Below are 14,845 nucleotides of genomic sequence, written 5' to 3' on the forward strand. Positions count from 1 at the left end.
GATGAGTGCCGAGATCGGAACCGGGCGCCCGGTCGGCCCGGATCTGCAGACTGAGGGTCCGGTGCGGATGGACCCGCACGTCACCGCCGCCGAGGCGCTCGCCGTCTTCCAGCGCAAACTCCCTGACGCGCTCGCCGAGGTCCAAGCGGTGCATCATCCGTTCTGGTGGGCTGCCCTCGACGTGCGTACTCGCGGACTCCTCCGGCGGAGCGCAGCCGGGCCGGAGCAGCGCATGGATGTGCTCGTCAATGCAGTGTCGGGTAGGGGCATGATCGCCGACTTCACCCCTCGTGGCACCACGGTGGGATCATCGGAGTGGCCTCGTCTGATCGGCGAGCAGTCGGGACCGCTGCCGACTCGGGACGAGGCGGAGCGGACCGCGCGATCATTGGCGCGTGCGAAAGTCGTCAAGACGGTGAAGCTCGGAATGGGCATCGAGATCGCTCCGGCGGGCGGTCTGCGCGGAGTGCTCAAACCCAACTGGATCGTCTCCGGAGGGAATGCGAAGCATGAGGCCACGATCCTCGTCGATGGTCTCGATGGGTCTCACTACATTGTGCGGGTGGACAAGGTCGGGCGGAGCTGAGGGCTCGGCTGTCAGGTCTGCGGGGATGCTCAGCCCCAGTTCTTCGCGTCCGAGATGCAGAACGGATGACCGGCGGGATCGAGGAGCACGACCCAGGTCTCACCGGGCTGCGGTTCGGCCCGGGTGGCTCCGAGTTCGACGCAGCGATCGGCTGCCGCATGGATGTCGTCGGCGGCGAGGTCGAGGTGGAACTGCTTGTGTCCGTCGTCGGGCCAGCTCGGTCTCTGGTAGTCCGGGATCGTGCCGATGCCCAGTGCATGGCTGGGACCGGTGAGCATGGCATAGTTCTCGTCCGAATAGGCGATGGGCCAGCCGAGGACGGAAGAGTAGAACTCTCCGAGAACGGCAGCGTTCGGGGCGTCAAGAGTGACCATCGCCAGTGTGGCGACGGGTGATGGGGCGGAGTTGTCGGCGGTGGTCGCGGCGGTGTCGGTCTTCTGTGTTTCGATCATGTCTGACATTCTTGTGCCATGGACGACGACGTCACTAGGAAAAATGCGTCAATGCCGCAGCACTTCTTCGGACGTGTGCTCAAGCCGGGGGAGATGCTCGAGCATGCGCGTTATTCGTCCGTTCGTGTCGTCGCCGAGCGCCTGCGCCCCTTCGTCAAACGCTATTGGGCCGTCGAATGGGATCTGCCGGAGGGCGAGAGCTATCAGACGGCTACCTTGTCCGAACCGACCATCCACCTGACCTTCGAGTTCGGCGACAGCCGGCGGGCGCACGTGGACGGGCCTGGAGCATGGGTGACCGGTCCGGTCACCAAACGGCGCTTCGATGTGGGAATCTTCGGGCGCGGCGGAGTCTTCGGCGTGAACTTTCAGCCGGGTGCGACACTGGCGTTCTCCGAGGAGCAGCCGGCGAGCATCCGTGATTCAACCGTCCCTGCCGAACTGTGGTTTCCGAGGTTGGATGCCGACCTCGGACTCTCCGAGATGTTTGCGCAGTCGCAGAGTGCCGGGGCGCCCGACTTCAGCGAATTGGCCGCATCGGTGGAAAGCTGGCTGCTGTCCTGGCGGCCGCAGATGACCCCGTCGTTCGAACGGCTGAAGCGGGTGCTCGACATCCTGTCCGACCCCGAAGTCGTGAGCCTGAAGGTTCTCTCGGAGAGAGCCGATATCGGTGAGCGTACGCTGCAGCGGATATTCAGCAGCTTCTGCGGAGTCGGGGTGAAGAAGGTCTTGGCCAGGGCACGGATCATCGACGCGGTCGCAGTGATCGACCGCGGGTGGGACGGAACTCTGGCCGACCTCGGCGCGCACTTCGGATGGTTCGATCAATCGCACTTCAGCACGGATTTCGTTCGCGTCACCGGTTTCAGCCCTGCCGAGTACGCGCAGCGGAAGTCCGCGCGGGTCACGCGAGGCTGACCGGGTTCAGCGTGGCCTCTGATCGAATGTGCTTCTGACCAGCAGCTCGCCCCTGCTGATGGTCGGCCGGCCCAGTGCGAATCCGTGCTCGATTGAGTGCTCTGCGTCGACGAGCAGCAGATCGGCGTCACCGCCCGGACGGATTCGTCCCTTGCGTGGGAGCTTCAGGGCGTCTGCAGTGTTGGCGGTGACGAACGAAAGAACCTGCGACAGGGGCAGGCCGCTGGAATCAGCGCACGCCCACACCTGGTCGTACAGGGTCGTCTGGTTTGCCACCTGGAGTTCCGTCAGACGTCCGTGAGCATCGAACTTCGGCAGGCTGCCGTTGGCGTCCGAGGACAGGGTGAGTCGGTCGAGATGGCCGCCGAATTCAACGAACTTCTTCACCGCTTCGACGGTGGACGCTCCGGCGGTCATGTCGACGAAGGCGCCTTTGGCCGCGAGGTCGACCGCCTCGGCGATGAGCTTGTCATCACGGGTGATGTGGGTGGCATACACGGCGGGCGGGGCAATCGGATAATCGTCGAGGAGACGATGCAGGGGTGCGAGCCGAGTCGAATGCGATCCGACGTGGAAGTGAGTGACACCGGCCTTTCCGCTGAGCAGCCCGCCGACATGGCATTGGCTGACGATGTCGGCGAGTTCTTCGATCGTCGGTTGGAACGACCGCCTTTCGGAGATGGCGATCTCGCCGGCCCCGATCACTTTGTCGATGAGGACGATGTCGTCGGCGACGGAACCGGTGACAGTTCGTGCCGGAAGCTGGTAGCTGCCGGTGTAGACGAATGTCGTGATGCCCTCTTCCTCGAGCCCTCGTGCTTTGGCAAGGAGGCCGCGGTGAGAGCGGGTGATGGAGTCGGTGCCGAGGCAGCCGACGACAGTGGTCACTCCTGCGCGGATGATGTCGCCGATGTCGATCTCGGGAGTGCGGGTCGCGTATCCGCCTTCGCCTCCGCCTCCGATGATGTGCACATGGGGGTCGATGAAACCGGGCACAGCAGTCAGGCCGTCGGCATCGATGACTGCCGAATCCGGCAGCTGCGCGACTATGTCGCGATCCACCTGGCCGAGGTGGGCGATACGTGAGCCCTCCACGAGGATGTCGCGCACTCCGAGCGGCTCGGGGGCACAGATCTCCGCCCCGCGAATCAGGATGACCATGACTCTCGTGTCCTTTCGATGTCGCTCGGGACCGCCGGCTGCTTGGCAGATCAGTCGCTGCCGGGGATGATTCCCTTGCCGTCGACCTTGGGAATCGCGGCCAGGAGCTTCTTCGTATACGGGTGCTGCGGATCGTTCCAGATCTGGTCGGTCGGGGCGACTTCGACGATGCGTCCGGCTTCCATCACTGCGACCCTGTCTGCGATATCGCGAACGACTGAGAGATCGTGGCTGATGAAGATCATCGAGGCACCGGAGTCGATGGCGAGGTCGCGCATCATCCGAGCGATCCGCGTTTGGAGGAACGCATCGAGAGAGGCGATGGGTTCATCACCGACGAGCACTTTCGGACCCGCCGCCAGGGCACGAGCGATGGCGATGCGCTGCCTCTGTCCGCCGGAGAACGAATGCGAATAGCGCTGTGCGGAGTCGGCAGGCAGGTCGACGGCGTCCAACAGCGATTCCACGGTCCAACCGCCGTCAGGATTGAGGGCCAGCGCATCGTCGAGCTGGTCGCGGATCCGCCTGCGCGGATTGAGCGACGCGTAGGGGTTCTGGAAGACCATCTGAATGCCGAGTAGTTCCTTCGCTCTCTTCTTCAGCCCGAGCGCTCTGACCGGATGACCGTCGAAGGTGACGGTGCCGTCTGCCGGCTTCTCTAACCCGCAGATGAGTTTGGCCAGCGTCGATTTGCCGCAGCCGGATTCGCCGACGAGCCCGAGCACCTCCGAACGACCCAGTTGCAGAGACACTCCGTTGACGGCTCGGAAGCGGCCGCCGCCGTCGAGTTTGTATTCGCATGCCACGGAATCGAGTTCCAGGAGCGGAGCCCCTGCTGCGGGGGAGTGAGCGGTGGCGGCGGCCGGGGCCTGGTCGATCGATGTCATGGGGAGACCTCCGCTCCTGGCAGCGATTCGATGAGCGAACGCGTGTATTCGTGTTGAGGAGCAGTGATGACCGCCTCCCGTTCACCGGTTTCGACGACGACGCCGTTCTTCATAACCACGATGGTGTCCGCGACCGAGGAGAGCACTCCGAAGTCGTGGGTGACCAGCAGCACGGCGAGGTCGAGATCGTCGCAGAGTTCACGCAGCAGCCGAAGGATGCCTGCCTGCACGGTGACATCGAGTGCTGTGGTCGGTTCGTCGGCGATGAGCACCTTCGGATCGCAGATGATCGCCGAGGCGAAAGCGATTCGCTGCAGCTGTCCGCCGGAGAACTGGTGCGGGTACTTCTTCACCGCCTCCTTCGGGTGCGGCACCCTGGTTCGGCCGAGGATCTCGACGGCTTTGGCCAGGGCGTCTTTCTTCGACACTTTCTGGTGGTGTCGAAGGTGGTCGGTGATCTGGTCGCCGACCGTGAGCATGGGATGGAACGCCGAGGCCGGATCCTGAAAGACCATCGACAGCTGCACTCCGCGCAGGCGGTTGTGCTGCTTGGCGGGCATTCCCACCAGTTCGACTCCGTCGAAATCGATGCTTCCGCTCAGTTCCGCGCCCGCGGGCGAGAGCCCCATGACGGCCAGACCGGTCTGGGTCTTGCCGGATCCAGACGCACCTGCGACACCGGTGATGCGACCTGCTTCGAGGTCGAACGAGACGTCTTTGAGGATATGAGTGGTCTTCTTGCCTGCAGTGACCGACAGGTTGAGGTCTCTGATGCTGATCGTGCTCATGAGGTCGTCTCACCGACTTCCTGGGCGGTATGGGGATCGAGGGTGTCGCGCAGACTGTCGCCGATGAAGTTGAACGCCATGACGATGGTGAGGATGCAGAGGCCGGGGAAGAAGGCGATCCACCAGGCAGCGAACTGAGAGACGCCTTCGCTGATCATTGCGCCCCAATCGGGGGTCGGCGGAACGGCACCGAGAGACAGAAACGACAGTCCTGCCATGGTGAGGATCGCCGAACCGACATCGAGGGTGGCGAGCACGACGACGGGAGAGATGACGTTCGGTGCGATTTCGCGGGCCAGTGATCTGCCCGCGCTGAATCCGAGCAGGCGTCCGGCGATGACGTACTCACTGCCCCGCGCTGTCATCACCAGCGATCTGGTGACACGCGCGTAGGACGGCCAGGAGACGAGCAGGATCGCGATTATCGCGTTCTTCAAGCCCGGACCGAGGGCGGCTGCGATGACCATCGCGAGGATGATCGTGGGGAAGGCGAACACCAGATCGGCGATGCGCATGATGATCTCGTCGACGGCTCGACCGAAGTATCCGGCAATGGCCCCGAGGACCGAGCCGAGCAGCGCAGAGCAGATGACGACGAACACCGCGGCGGGCAAGGTGGTGCGGGCAGCAACGAGGATGCGGGAAAGCACGTCTCGGCCCAGTGTGTCGGTACCGAGCAGATTCTCCCCGTTGGGAGCCGAGAGCCTCGGGAAGTTCTGCGCCAGAGCATCGAACGGCGCCAGCAGCGGTGCGAAGATCGCTGCGATCAGCCAGAGCACGAGGATTCCAGCGCCCACGATCCCCAGCGGAGTGCGCAGGGCTTTCGGGAAGCGGATCTGCCACCTTTTGAGTCCGGGGTCGACGGGATCGCGGCGGGCCGCCTCGGTGATGGGGGCATTGGCGGGCTGTTTCGGGGTGCCGATGCTCATCTCACCCTCACTCTCGGATCCACGAAGCCGTAGATCAGGTCGACGATGAAGTTCACGAGGATATAGACGATGCCGATGACGAGGCCGACGCCCATGATGACGGGCAGGTCGAGCGTTGTCGCTCCCCGGTAGGCATATTGGCCGAGTCCGTTCCAGGCGAAGACGGTCTCAGTCAGCACAGCTCCGGAGAGCAGGGAGCCGAAGGCCAGACCGACGACGGTGATAATCGGGACCAGCGCGCCGCGGAAGATGTATTTGAAGACCACTGTCCGAGCCGGCAGCCCTTTCGCCTTGGCGGCGGTGACGTAGTCGAGCCTGATGATGTCGAGGACGCTCGAACGGCTGAAACGTGTGAGCAGGCCGATGGTGAAGAGGGCGAGAACGCACGACGGCAGAATGAGGTGGCCCAGCGCATTGGCGAAAGTCGCCATCTGACCCGCCAAGAGCGAGTCGAGCGTGTAGAGGCCGGTCACTTTCGGCGGTGGGGTGATCCAGGGGTCGAGCCGACCGGCGCCGGGGACGACTCGAAGTCTGAAGAAGAAGACGAAGTAGGCGACGGTGGCGATCCAGAAAGTCGGTGCCGAGATGCCGATGAGGCTGAGGGTGCGGATGGCGTGGTCGACGAGACTGTTCTGTTTGAGAGCACTGAGCAGACCGAGCAGCAGTCCGAGGATCACTGAGATGAGAATCGCTCCGATGCCAAGCTCGATCGATGCGGGGAAGACCTGTCCGATCGAGGCGAGCACGGGTGTGCGGGTCTGATTGGAGACACCCAGATCTCCCTGCAGCAGATTTCCCAGATACGTGAAGTACTGGACGAGGAGCGGTTGGTCGAGTCCGAGCTTCTCCCGTGTCTGCGCGACGATCTCGGGATCTGCCGCGGCCCGGTCACCGAGGATGGCGGCGACCGGATCGGTGGGCACGAGGTTGGTGAGCAGGAACGTCACCACGGTCACGCCCCAGATCAGAATGAGCGAAATCCCGATCCGAATGAGGATGAACCGGAGCAGTGGGTGGAGCTTCGGTGGTCTGACTCGCTGCGCCGCGTCCGCCTCACCAGAAGCGGACGCGACATCAGTATCGTGCGGCGCTGTGGTGGCTTCCGCCATCCTCACTCTGCCTTTGCGAAGTCGAACGAGATGTCGGCGTTGGAGACGAACTTCTCAATGCTCGAACCGACGGCGACGGTGCTGACCGGCTGGACGAGCGGGATCCACACCGCGGTGTCGGTGGTCGCCTTGAACAGCTTCGCGTAGGCGGCATCGCGCGCATCACCCTTCGCCTTGGCAGCTTCGTCCGCAAGCTTCTTCAGCTTCGGGTCCTCGCTCCAGTTCACGCGATCGGCAACGTCGCCGCCGGGAATGAAGACGTTGTAGTTCGTCGGATCGGGGAAGTCCGCGCCCCAGGTTCCGATGCCCATCGGCTGTTTGGCAGAGCGGAAGCCGTCGAGCTGAGTCGAGCTCGGAGCAGGTTTGAGATCGAGGTTGATGCCGGCCTCCTTCAGCTGCGCCTGCAGGGTTTCGGCGAGCTGTGCGAGGTCGACTCCATTGACGGCCTGATCACTCGAATAGTGGAAGGGGACCTTCTCTCCGTCGTAGCCAGCCTCCTTCAGCAGCTTCTTCGCCTTCTCGAGGTCGCGTTCAGGAGCCTCGTCCTTCGGGACGGCACCGACGAACTCGTTCGGCACGAGACTGGCCATGCGCTGGGATCCCTTCCCTGCGAGGTCGATGAGTTTGTCGTAGTCGATCGCCGCCATGACGGCCTTGCGGAAGTTCGGGTCCGCTGCGGGGCCGCCGATCTTCTCATCGGCGTTGTTGAAGATGTAGAGGCTGCGAGTCGAGGGCAGGCTGGAGATCTTGCCCATCGACTCATCGATCTGCTTCGCCTGATCGGCGTTGAGGTCGTAGGCGACCTGCGCCTGACCCGACTGGATGTCGGTCAGCTGCGTCTCTGCGGAGACATTGCGCAGGACCACTCGCTTGTACTTCGGTTCCGGACCGTTGTAATGCTCGTTCGCGGTCAGCACGACCTGGCTGTCGGCGTCGTACTTCTCCACCTTGTACGGTCCCGAGCCCTGTGAGTTCTCATTGAGGAACTGTTCGGCGCCGTCCTTCTCATCTGTGGTTCCCTCGTTCTCCTTGACCACCTTCGAATTGACGATGCCGATCGAGGAGTTGGGGAGGATGTAGGGCAGTGCAGGGTTGGGCTCTGCGCTGGTGAGCGTGACCGTCTTGTCGTCGACCTTCTTCACCTTGACCCCGTCGAGGAAGAACGAGGGGTTGCCCTTGATGCCCTGAAGGCGTTCGAAGGAGAAGACGATGTCGTCGGCGGTGACGGGATCGCCGTTGGAGAATTTCGCATCCTCGTCTTTGAGGGTCAGCGTCATCTCCTTGCTGTCCTCGGACATTTCGAATGAGCAGAGGCCATCGGTGGGCTTGGTGAGGTCACCGTCCTCGAATTCGAGCGCCGTCTGGTAGATGGCGCTGTCGATCGTCGAACCGGTGAACTCGAATTGTCGATGCGGGTCGATCGTCTTGAGGTTGAAGGCGGTCTCGGCCACGATCGTGTCGCCGGCGCCGCCGGCTTCGTCGGAGCCGCTGCCGCAGGCGGCGAGTCCGGCGGTCAGTGCGAGAGTGGAGCAGATTGCGACGAAATTGCGGGTCAGACGCCTCATGTGTGATCTCCCTAACAGTAAGTGTTGTGAGTCACATTAGAGTCGAAAGCCCTCCCATGCAATTCAACCTGCCACAAAGCTGGAGGATTTCCACTGTGCGCTTCCGCCAACGGCACAAGCAGTGGAATGAGGTCTCTGATCTGCGGCTTATGTCGACAGGCGATTGCCTCGCCGTCCGCTGGCCGAGTACGCGCAGCGGAAGTCCGCGCAGGTCACGCGAGGCTGACCGGGGACAGGCCGAGCGCCTCATCGGTCGTGGCGTGGGAACGAGCGACCGCCTCGGCGGTCCAGTCGGTGCGATCGAGGTCGGGGACCGCCTCGGCGATCTGGGACCCCCAGCTGTCGTGCCATTGGGCGGGGAAGGCCTGCTTGAGCAGATCGACCATGATCGGCACCGCCGTCGATGCTCCGGGGGAGGCCCCGAGCAGACCCGCGATCGAGCCGTCGGCGGAGACGACGAGTTCGGTGCCCTGCTGGAGGACGCCGATCTTCTGCCGATCCGGTTTGACCAGCTGTGCCCTCTGCCCAGCCGGCACCAGGGTCCACTCATTGCGTCGGGCCAGCGGCAGATAGCGCCGCAGCTGCGCGAACTTCCGGGACGGGCTGGCAGCGAGCTCCTTGACGAGGAACGACACGAGGCTGAGGTTCTGCAGACCGGCGGCCGCGATGACATGCAGGTTGTCAGGCCGCACCGTCGTGAAGAAGTCGGAGAGGCGACCGTGCTTGAGCAGCTTCGTGCTGAAGGTCGCATAGGGGCCGAACAGCAGATGCTCCTTGCCGTCGACGACTCTGCGGTCCAGATGCGGCACCGACATCGGCGGGGCGCCCACATCGGCCTGACCGTAGACCTTCGCATCATGGCGGGCGACGACCGCCGGAGTCGAGCACCGGTAGAAAGCGGCCCCGACCGGCAGGACGGCGTAGCCGCGGACTTCGGGGATCCTGGCTTTCTGCAGGAGTCGCAGCGCGAAGCCGCCGGCCCCGACGAACACGGTCTTCGCGTGCACGGCGAACGGTCCCGCCGGCGTCGATCCGCTGACCGTCCAGCCCGATGCGCGCGATTCGAGCCGGGTCACTGTGTGACCCGCTCGCACCTCGGTGGACCCGATGCTCAGCAGCGCCGACGTCAGAGCGCCGAAATCGACATCGGTGCCGCGTGGGTGACGGGCCGCCGCCATGGGCTCGTCGCTGTCGGCTCGTCCCTCCATCGTCAGGGGAGCCCACCGGGCGATGGTGTCCGGATCCTCTGTGTACTCCATTGCGGAGAACAGCGGGTCGGCTTTCAGGGTGTCGACGCGTCGACGCAGGTAGGTGACGTCCGTGTCCCCGAAGACGAGGTTCATATGTGGGGCCGAGCGGATGAAGTCCGCTGGGTCGAGGAGCCCGAGTCGGACGAGATGGGCCCACCATTGGCGGGTGAGGTGGAACTGTCCGGCGATCTCTGCCGGTTTCGCGCCATCGGCGGGGTCAGGCATGTAGTTGAGCTCGCAGTACCCCGAATGCCCGGTGCCGGCATTGTTCCACGGGTCGCTGCTCTCTCCGGCGATGTCTTCGGCCTTCTCCAGAACGAGGATCCGCAGATCGGGATCGAGCAGAGTCAGCATCGAACCGAGAGTCGCGGACATGATGCCCGCGCCGATGAGGACGACATCGGCGTCGGGCAACTGGTCGGTGTGCTTGGGGTTCGCAGTCATATTCTCACCATGCGCCCCCATGAATCATCCGTCCAATGAGTGATCGGAACTGTATGATCAGAATATGGAACGATCATCCGAGTCCCGCGCGGCGCCGCTGACGGCGCTGTGGGAACTCGTCGAGCTTGCCGATCAGGACGGGCATCTGACCGAGGCCGCCGCCGCCCTCGGAATACCCCAATCCACAATGAGCCGACGTATCCGCGCCCTCGAAAGCCACCTCGGGGTGCCATTGACCGTTCCGCGCGGACGCGCCATCGGTCTGACGACGGCAGCACTGGACCTCGTGGCTGCGGTGCGTGCCCCGCTGACGGAGATCGACGCGGCGCTGGCCGATCTCGCCGAGGCGGCCGATCCCGAGCACGGCACGATTCGGTTCGGATTTCCGCTGACGATGGGCGCCGGTGAGGTGCCCGACCTGCTCGCGGCTTTCAACCGGGCTCATCCCGGCATCCGCCTCGATCTCAAACAGGCCCACGGTGCCGAGCTCGTCGCTGATCTGCAGCGGGGCACCCTCGATCTGGCGATCATCATCCCGCCGCCGCCCGAGGTCAGCCACGAGGTGCTCGCACGTCAGACGATCATCGCGGCTCTGCCCGATGTGCACCCGCTGGCAGGCGTCCGCAGCATCACCCTGGATCGGCTGGCGAACGAGGAATTCATTGCCACCCCTGCGAGTTACAACCTCCGGGTGCTGACCGACCGCTGGTGTCAGACCAGCGGATTCGATCCGGAGGTGAAGATCGAGGTCACCGAGTTCTCGACGATCCGCGAATTCGTCGGCCGTGGAATGGGCGTGGCATTGATCCCGCCCGCGGTGCGTCCGGTCGACGGAATCACCGAGGTGGCTCTGGACGGATCCGAATACGTGCGTGAGATCGCGCTGTGTTCGGCCGTGCGCCGGCCCGGCCGCGTCGTCGAGCGCCTCCGCGACTTCATCCGCGAGCACGCGGCCGCGTGGGCAATCGAGGGCTGAAGCGAAAGTGCGTACATCGTTGAGACCGTCGCTTGTGAGGAAGCTCGGTCCTGGAGTCGGAGGGAGCTGCTAGGTCCGCCATTCCTTCGCGCTGGCGATCTTGCGGAATGCGCGAACCAGAGACAGCACGGCCGGTGATGGCACTCGTTCGGGCAGTTGGGAAAGGACGATTCGTCTCGGCGCTGGATTTCCTCTGATGGAGACGACCTTCACGTCGGGGCTATGAAAATGGACTGCAAGGCGAGGGGCGATGGCCACCCCCAGCCCGGCGGCGACCATGCCCAGAAGCTCTTGGTAGTCATTGGCCTCGAAGACGATGCGCGGCGCGAACCCGGCATCACTGCATATCCGTCCGAGCACCGAGGCCACGGGGTGGGAAGAGCGAGTGATCCATGGATTGTCCGCCACCTCTTTGAGCTCCACGACTCTGCGTCGTGCCAAGGCGTGAGTTGATGGCAGAAGCAGCATCGTGGGCTCTTTGAGCAGCGTCGTCGTCACGGGGATCTGGTCGTCGATCGGCGCCCAGGGGTAGTCCCACACTGTCGCGAGATCGACTTCGCGGCGTTCGAGCGCCTCTTGGATGCGGTCGAGACGGTAACTCTTGACCGTCACATCGAGGTCTGGATGCAGTTCATGGAAATGCTGAAGGATCTTCGGCATCACCGACGCGGCGAAGGTCGGAAATGTGGCAATCCGAACTTCGCCTCGGTCGAGCTGAGCAAACGCGGACATGTCGTTCCTTGCGGCCGTGAGCGCATTGTCGATGGTCGCCGCATAAGACGAGAGCTTGACTCCGGCATCTGTCAGGCGCATGCCCTTCGGGTGACGGACGACAAGCGGAAGGCCGACTTCGCGTTCCAGTTTGCTGATCTGCTGCGACACAGCCGAGGTCGATAACGCGAGTTCATCGGCGGCGGCGGAGAGGCTGCCTGTCCGAAAGACGAGAAGCAGCAGGAGGAGGCGGTCGACGTTGTAGGGCGCTGAACTCATAGTTTAAGCGTAGCTTATAGAGAGGTTACTAAGTGTTGATTGAACTTAACTAAACGATGTGAAAACTTGATGTTCGTCGTCGCAGACAGCGGCGATGGACCAAGGAGAAGCGAGTGGAAAGTCAGCTCCACGGACAGTGGTACAGAGGCGGAACGTCCAAGTGCTGGTTGTTCGCCAATGACGAGATGCCGGCGGACAGAGCTGGGATCGCGCAAGCCTTGTCTGCGGCCTTCGGGTCGGGAGATGACCGTCAGCTCAACGGAGTCGGTGGGGCTTCCTCGACGACCTCCAAGGCTGCCGTCATTTCGCCGTCGGCGATCCCAGGCATCGACGTCAGCTACCTGTTCGCGCAGGTCGGAATCGGCCGGTCGGCGGTCGAGTTCACGTCGAACTGCGGCAATTGCGCTTCGGCTGTCGCGCTCTACGCGGTTCAGAACGGATTGGTCCGACCTGGCGGCGAAGTCACTCCGGTGAGGATGGTGAATGAGAATACTCGTTCCGTCGTGGTCGCTCATGTAGCTACACCCGGAAAGAAGATTCCATCGAACGGCTCCGAAACGATACCGGGAAGCTCGATGCCGGGCATTCCGGTCAACGTCTTCTTCGAAAACGTCGACGGTGCTTCAACCGGCGAGCTGCTGCCGACCGGAGAGGCAGCCACCGAGGTGAGTTGCGACGGTGCTTCGATCACCGTCAGCTGCATCGACGCCGGTGCTCCGGCTTGCTTCGTCAGTGCCGCTGAGCTCGGACTGTCCGGGACCGAGCCGACCGCGGAGATCCGTCTGAGACTCAATGAGCTCGTCGAGATTCGATCGGCCGCATCGAGGTCAATGGGACTGAGCGCCGAAGGCGAGGAGCCGAGCCCCGCCGTACCCAAGGTGGGCCTCATCGCGCCGCCGTCCGACTACACCAGCATCTCCGGAGAGAGGATCTCCGCCGGAGACTACGACATTTCTGCGCGGATGGTTTCGATGTTCGATCTGCATCCCGCCATCGGAATCACTTCGGCGATCGCCCTGGCACGGGCTTCATTCGTGGAAGGAAGTCTTGTCAATGACGCCATCGACAAGCGGGCTCTTCAGCACACCGACGCCGACGACGAGGTGGCTATTCGAATCGGCACCCCCGTCGGAGTCATCGTCTGTCGAGTTCAGCTCACCGGGTCGGGGCAAGTCGCTCGTCTCGGAGTCAGACGGGTGGCGCGGCGGATTGCCCACGCAGACATAGATCTGCCCCTGGTCTCATGAACGACCGTCCCTAGGAATACCTGAATCTTTTCAAGGAAGATCAGCTGACAATGAAGTTGGAGGAACACCCATGTCCCTAGTTCAGATACTCATGCTCGTGGTGCTGGTGGTGATGTTCATCGTCGCCACCAAATGGCCCATCAATATCGGGATCATGGGCCTCGTCGGGGCTTTCGTCTTCGGCACCTTCGTCTTCGGCATGGATGACAAGGAGATCCTTGAGGAGTTTCCCGCGAGCATCGTGCTGACGATCGTCGGCGTGACTTTCTTCTTCAGCATCGCCCAGAAGAACGGGACCATCAGGGTCCTCGTGGATCTGGCTATCCGCGCAGTCCGGGGTCGTATCAATATCGTGCCGTGGATCTTCTTCGTCGTCTCCTCGCTGCTGACAGCGATGGGCACATTCTCTCCCGCCGCAGTTGCTCTGCTGGCACCGGCAGCCATGGGCTTCTGTGCCTCGACCGGCTACAGCGGAGTAGTCATGGGAGCGATGGTCATCAACGGCGCACACGCCGGTGGGTTCTCACCGATCTCCGTGTCCGGAAACATTGTTCGTGACATTGCCGAGGCCAATGGCTTCGAGATCAACGGCGGGGCTCTCTTCCTCGCAGCCTATGTCATCAACTTGTTGGTCACTATTCTCACTGTCGTCGTGATGAAGGCCCTCGGGCGACTGCGTACAGTGCCCGACCCGGACAACCTTGAGAGTTGGGGAGCTCATGGAGACTCCGGTGTGGGAAGCAAAGGGCCCGACTCTGACGGTAGGATGCCTCGGCAGGGAAGCGGTTCTGGAACGGCAGTCGCAGTAGAGACCGAGGTGCGCACAGCGACATCGCCGATGACTCGTCAGGTGTGGCTGACCATAGGCCTCATCGTCGTCATGGTTGTCGGCGCGGTCGGATTCGAGCTGCCGATCGGCTTCCTCGGACTGGCGTGCGGACTCGTGCTGGCGTTCACCTCCTTGAAGAGCTCCGAGAACCTCGTCTCAGGAATCTCGTGGTCGACCGTCCTTCTGGTGTCGGGCATGATCGTCTATGTCAGCCTGCTCACCCACGCCGGCGTCATCGATTCGCTCTCGAAGATGGCGGTGGCAATTGGTGCTCCACTCATCGTCGCGATCGTCCTCTGCTACGTCATCGGAGTGAGTTCTGCCTTCGCATCCTCGACTGCGCTGCTCACCGCCCTGATTCCGATGTCCATCCCTCTGCTCGAGCAGAGTGCCCTCAGCGCGACAGCCGTCATGTCGGCGCTCGCGGTATCGGCGACGATCGTCGATGTCTCTCCGTTCTCGACAGACGGTGCGCTCATCATTGCCAACACACAGGGCGGCGAAGCCAAAACAATCTGGCGCGACCTCATGATCTACGCCGGGTTCGTCGTCCTCATCGCCCCGCTTCTTGCGTGGGCTCTGCTGGTGCCGACGGGAATCATCTGACAACCGAACGATACACAGGTCGCCGCCGAATGCCATCGTGACTCGGCGGCGACCTTTCATCTGCTGATCGTTACTCGGATCGGCTGGAGAGTGCACATCGAATTGCAA

General features: G+C 63.1%; 14 protein-coding genes. 5 read left to right on the forward strand and 9 right to left on the reverse strand.

Annotation, left to right across the window (positions count from 1 at the left end):
- Window position 1: 1 nt before the first annotated feature.
- Window positions 2–586 carry a hypothetical protein gene (locus ACOZ9V_RS06665; protein ID WP_434594581.1) on the forward strand — a complete coding sequence of 195 codons (585 nt, stop codon included), beginning with the start codon at window positions 2–4 and terminating at the stop codon, window positions 584–586.
- Window positions 587–615: 29 nt separating this feature from the next.
- On the opposite strand, the gene ACOZ9V_RS06670 is transcribed toward ACOZ9V_RS06665, so the two are convergent.
- Window positions 616–1,038, reverse strand: a complete 423-nt coding sequence (locus ACOZ9V_RS06670; protein ID WP_434594584.1) for a VOC family protein — start codon at window positions 1,036–1,038, stop codon at window positions 616–618.
- Between the two features lie 51 nt (window positions 1,039–1,089).
- Between ACOZ9V_RS06670 and ACOZ9V_RS06675 the strand changes: the two genes are divergently transcribed.
- Complete coding sequence (locus ACOZ9V_RS06675; protein WP_434594587.1) at window positions 1,090–1,956, forward strand: DUF6597 domain-containing transcriptional factor; 867 nt, start codon at window positions 1,090–1,092, stop codon at window positions 1,954–1,956.
- A gap of 6 nt (window positions 1,957–1,962) precedes the next feature.
- On the opposite strand, the gene iadA is transcribed toward ACOZ9V_RS06675, so the two are convergent.
- The 7 genes from iadA to ACOZ9V_RS06710 all read right to left on the reverse strand — a co-directional run bounded on the left by iadA (window position 1,963) and on the right by ACOZ9V_RS06710 (window position 10,089).
- Window positions 1,963–3,117, reverse strand: coding sequence for a beta-aspartyl-peptidase (gene iadA, locus ACOZ9V_RS06680; RefSeq protein ID WP_181270315.1), 1,155 nt, complete (start codon window positions 3,115–3,117; stop codon window positions 1,963–1,965).
- A 50-nt stretch (window positions 3,118–3,167) separates the two neighbouring features.
- On the reverse strand, window positions 3,168–4,004 hold the full coding sequence (locus ACOZ9V_RS06685) for an ABC transporter ATP-binding protein (protein ID WP_181270316.1): 837 nt from the start codon (window positions 4,002–4,004) through the stop codon (window positions 3,168–3,170).
- The gene (locus ACOZ9V_RS06690) at window positions 4,001–4,792 is read right to left on the reverse strand and encodes an ABC transporter ATP-binding protein (protein WP_181270317.1); all 792 of its coding nucleotides are present in this window, start codon (window positions 4,790–4,792) and stop codon (window positions 4,001–4,003) included. Before ACOZ9V_RS06690 ends, ACOZ9V_RS06685 begins: the two co-directional genes overlap by 4 nt.
- Window positions 4,789–5,721: an ABC transporter permease gene (locus ACOZ9V_RS06695; protein ID WP_139469633.1), complete on the reverse strand. Its 933-nt coding sequence runs from the start codon at window positions 5,719–5,721 to the stop codon at window positions 4,789–4,791. Before ACOZ9V_RS06695 ends, ACOZ9V_RS06690 begins: the two co-directional genes overlap by 4 nt.
- Complete coding sequence (locus ACOZ9V_RS06700; protein ID WP_248284051.1) at window positions 5,718–6,830, reverse strand: ABC transporter permease; 1,113 nt, start codon at window positions 6,828–6,830, stop codon at window positions 5,718–5,720. The genes ACOZ9V_RS06695 and ACOZ9V_RS06700 overlap by 4 nt, the downstream gene beginning before the upstream one ends.
- Before the next feature lie 2 nt (window positions 6,831–6,832).
- Window positions 6,833–8,395, reverse strand: a complete 1,563-nt coding sequence (locus ACOZ9V_RS06705) for an ABC transporter substrate-binding protein (protein WP_139469632.1) — start codon at window positions 8,393–8,395, stop codon at window positions 6,833–6,835.
- Between the two features lie 212 nt (window positions 8,396–8,607).
- Window positions 8,608–10,089, reverse strand: a complete 1,482-nt coding sequence (locus ACOZ9V_RS06710) for a malate:quinone oxidoreductase (protein ID WP_434594594.1) — start codon at window positions 10,087–10,089, stop codon at window positions 8,608–8,610.
- Window positions 10,090–10,153: 64 nt separating this feature from the next.
- Here ACOZ9V_RS06710 and ACOZ9V_RS06715 point away from each other — a divergent pair, with 64 nt between their 5' ends.
- Complete coding sequence (locus ACOZ9V_RS06715; protein WP_181270321.1) at window positions 10,154–11,065, forward strand: LysR family transcriptional regulator; 912 nt, start codon at window positions 10,154–10,156, stop codon at window positions 11,063–11,065.
- A gap of 69 nt (window positions 11,066–11,134) precedes the next feature.
- On the opposite strand, the gene ACOZ9V_RS06720 is transcribed toward ACOZ9V_RS06715, so the two are convergent.
- Window positions 11,135–12,055, reverse strand: a complete 921-nt coding sequence (locus ACOZ9V_RS06720; RefSeq protein WP_139469629.1) for a LysR family transcriptional regulator — start codon at window positions 12,053–12,055, stop codon at window positions 11,135–11,137.
- 113 nt (window positions 12,056–12,168) lie between these two features.
- Between ACOZ9V_RS06720 and ACOZ9V_RS06725 the strand changes: the two genes are divergently transcribed.
- On the forward strand, window positions 12,169–13,302 hold the full coding sequence (locus ACOZ9V_RS06725; protein WP_181270322.1) for a PrpF domain-containing protein: 1,134 nt from the start codon (window positions 12,169–12,171) through the stop codon (window positions 13,300–13,302).
- A 70-nt stretch (window positions 13,303–13,372) separates the two neighbouring features.
- On the forward strand, window positions 13,373–14,737 hold the full coding sequence (locus ACOZ9V_RS06730) for an SLC13 family permease (protein ID WP_434594599.1): 1,365 nt from the start codon (window positions 13,373–13,375) through the stop codon (window positions 14,735–14,737).
- The last annotated feature ends 108 nt before the right edge of the window (window positions 14,738–14,845 follow it).

It is taken from the genome of Brevibacterium sp. 1718, assembly GCF_051131255.1.
GTDB classification, from domain to species: Bacteria; Actinomycetota; Actinomycetes; order Actinomycetales; family Brevibacteriaceae; genus Brevibacterium; species Brevibacterium sediminis.